This is a genomic window from Flavobacterium sp. (assembly GCF_046317795.1).
GTDB lineage: Bacteria > Bacteroidota > Bacteroidia > Flavobacteriales > Flavobacteriaceae > Flavobacterium.
The window spans coordinates 1-3787 of sequence record NZ_JBKCVI010000063.1; the positions used below are offsets into that span (position 1 = coordinate 1).

At 32.6% G+C, this 3787-nt stretch carries 2 protein-coding genes; both read right to left on the reverse strand.

Annotation, left to right across the window (positions count from 1 at the left end; genetic code table 11):
- On the reverse strand, positions 1-1038 hold a 1038-nt coding region (locus ACK5ON_RS03850; protein ID WP_409820042.1), incomplete at its 3' end, for a DUF6443 domain-containing protein.
- Positions 1039-1044: 6 nt separating this feature from the next.
- Positions 1045-3787: hypothetical protein (locus ACK5ON_RS03855; protein ID WP_409820045.1), on the reverse strand; the 2743-nt coding region annotated here is incomplete at its 5' end.

The window sequence follows — 3787 nt, forward strand, 5'->3', positions numbered from 1 at the left end:
CCCAGTATACACCACTCTGCCAAAAACATCATATTTGGTAATTAGCCAACCCACTTCATTTCCTCCCCATGGGCTAAAAGCAGGTCCAGTGGCAACGGGCTTGTCTTGGCTGTTATAAGCTATGTACTCTCTTTGTTTGCCTGGTAGTTTTTTTTCTATAAGTCGGTTTCGATAATCGTATTGATACTGATAGCACAAATTATCTAAGACACTAGTATCAATAGCTTGGTTTATATCAACAAGTGGCGGAATGACATAGGTTAGGTTTCCATAATCATCATAAACATAATAAGTATCATGATTTGTAAAAACAGAAACATTACCTACTATCGATTCTCCATAGGTTCGTTTCAATACTACTCGTCCTTCTTTGTCTTTAAATTCTTCGGTAGTATTATTTGAACCTCCAATCCAGTTTTCGTCTTTTGTAATGGTTTTATAGAGATGGTTAGGAAGATAAGAGTCATTATTGTTGATAAGACTAGGCGTATAATTAGATTGTAAACTAACTTTAAACAAGCGAACTTCATCATCTTGATTGGTTTGATAATCAAACTTGATTTCATGACCATTTCCCAATCGCCATTCATCACCAGGTGCGGCTTGTTTAAATACACGGTTTAGTGGTGAAGCTTCAAACAATTTTTCACTATAAGGATAATTGGTTGTTGCTAAAGTTGGAAAAGAAGGCGTGCTATAATATTGACCAACCGTTGTGGCATCTACCGAATGATAGCTTAAAGTTTGACCATCAACAATAGGCAAATACTCTTTCACTTGTCTGCCAAACGCATCATATTCAATATGGGTAACCATATCATTTCCATTTCCCGCTTGCTTGTGAGCTATTTGTTGAATGGGTCTTCCTAGTCCATCAAAATAAGTAATACTTTGTGTGGCCTGATTAGGTGTAGGCGATGGAATACTTGAAGTTGTAGCTTCTTTGTACGTAGTGGTTTTAACATAATTCTGGTCTGGACTTTGCCCTAGAGCAAGAACAGGTAATAATACGGCGGTGATAAATAATAATTTCTTCATCTTGCTTTAGTTTGGAGTTCTATAATGGTAGGCATTCTCGCTTAATATATTGTCCTCAGAATCTTTCACAAACTGCAACCTATTAAATTCATCATAATGATAGGTTTGTGTATCTCCTTTCGGGTCGGTTACCGTACTTATTCCTATTAATGGTTTATAAGTATAAGTGGTTATCATGGCATTTTGAAAGTTGGCATCGGTGCTGGTACGCAGCGCGTTGAGTGCATCTATCACTTGGGCTTCGTTACTGTTTGGACTGTCGGTAGCGGTTTGAATAGCCGTTATCAAACTGACAGGAATACTGGTGTAGCCGATATTCTCGAGTTTTGCAACGGGTTGGGATTTGTTGTAGCCGTAGATGTAGCTAATCTTCATACCGTTTTCTTGTTGTACTTCTAACGGATGACCAAATTCATCATACGCATTGTAGCGCAATCTAGTTTCCAGAGCATTACTCCCTTTGGAAGTAGTAATGGTTTGAGGCAAATAGGAAACATTACCTGTAAAAGCAGTAGAGTAATTTATCTTACTCGAAGACAATAACGCTGCGTCTCTATATGTTTCAATTTTTTCAATGGTTGAAATATTATTTTTAGAAGTAGGAGTATCGACTGTAGTTAGATAAAAATATTTGGTTTTCATCACTTCGTTTAAGTTGCTGTTGGTTACCGTTTGCTCAGCTATTTTTTTATTGATAGGATTGTAGGTATAAGTTTCATCAGTTTGAACAATGTTTGGTGTTGAACCTCCGTTAGGATAAAAATAATTCTTGGTGGTTTTTGAGGTGAGTTTTGCCCAGCCGATTGCAGTTTTTGAGGGAAATAATAATATTTTAGGTGTATTTAAATCTAGAGGTAAGCCACATAAAAATGTTTTGCGCATTTTATATGCAAAAGTATGATTAATAAGACAATCAAAACAAGACCCATTACCCGTTAATCTATAAATATAATTATCATAAGTAGTAAACATACTTCCAGTATAACATTCTCCTTTTGGACTTAAAAAACTTATTCCAGTATATGCCATTGACTCGACAAATTCATAATTTCTATCATTTTCCGATAATTTTAAATTATTATTATAAATTGTTTCCTTTTGAAGTAATCCTCTTTTATAATCAATGTTACTAGTTGAAACAAAGGGTAAGCCAGATGGAATTTCCTCTTCAGGAAAATCTATCGGTGAAGAAAATATTTGTTCAGTTTTACCCAAATTATTTTCAAATAGTGTAACATTTTTATATCCAATATCGCCTCCATTAGTTCTTACAGGTGAATAAGCATTATTTGAAGTTTTTGTGTCAAAACTATACATATTTATATTTGTAGTACATGCATTAATATTTACATCCTCTGAAAATTTATCATTGTAGGAATAAATAGGTTTTGGAAAAACTAAAGAGCCACTTGATTTAATTGTATTATCAAAAAAGTTATAAACATAATTTTTTGATTTTATTGGTGGTGTATTATTTTTTTCAAAATACTCTATTTTTTTTATCCTATTGCCACCACCCGAAAGATATTGTTTGTTATAATTCTTTCTATAAATTTCATATGGAATGGAACATCCAGGGTTAGGATTAGTAGGCGGAGCCGGATAGATTAAATATACATACCTTATTTGGTATTGTTTGTTTGCTTCAGGATAAAAATCTACACAGCAATTTCCTTCTGCATTAAAACAAGCTAGCGCATTTCCTATAGTATTCCATTCATTATTAGTCTCATTTTTAACTTCAATCCATGCTGTTTGATTTTCTACATCGGGATATCCATATAAATTAATGGAAGGATAAAATTTTATTTTATCAATATTTAAGGTGTTTAACGGTTGCGTGCTATTATAACCAGTAATAGTGAAGTAATCAGTAGTAATTAAATCCATATTATGATCGTCCTCAAAAAAGTTTGTAACTGGCTGATCTCCTGTATAAGAATAGGTATTGGGTTCAAAATTAAACTTTGTTAAACCGCCAGTAGGGTACTTTATGGTTTCTAGTAAGTCAGTGCCACAATAGTCTATTGATACTCTTCTATAAAAATCTAAATTGGAGTAGCAGGGGTCAGTTAAATTAAGGTAACCCCAATAATCTTTTCCCACAAACTTTCCTCCAGTGTCATTATTTTGATATTTCAATTCAGTTGTTTGAGGATTTGCTTGATTACTAAATTCTTTAATTTTATTTAATATCATTCTGATATATAAAGTATTTGAATAGACATATTCAAAGTTTAACTTTTTAATACTGTTATCAAAAACGTCTTTGATTGTGATTGAGTTTAGATATGCTGCTTGTATTCTTAAGTTCAAATTGGTATCTTGTCTTCCTACTAAGTAGTCAAAATATACTTTTGAAACACCTTTTACATCTATATAATCTAATTTTTTTGTAGAAACGTTGATGGTTGAATTGGTTGTTTGGCTTAATGGTGGAAAATCTTTACATTGATTATGGTAAGCCATATCAGCAGGACTACCATCACTTGGTAGATCTCTTTTTATTTGAGAAAACTTTGAAAATGATTCTAGATAAGTTTGAGGTTTATAGACATAATCAATAATTAGATTGTTATTGTTATCATAAATTTTTGATAAATGAAAAGAGCTGTTAAATGGTTTATCCGCATCAATATTATTAGAAAAAAATGATGTTGGTAAGCCGTCTCCATCCAATATTCTAATTTCACTCATAGTAGCGCTTTTATTGATTGTAGTTTCAATAACATCAAAAACAAATCTGAAA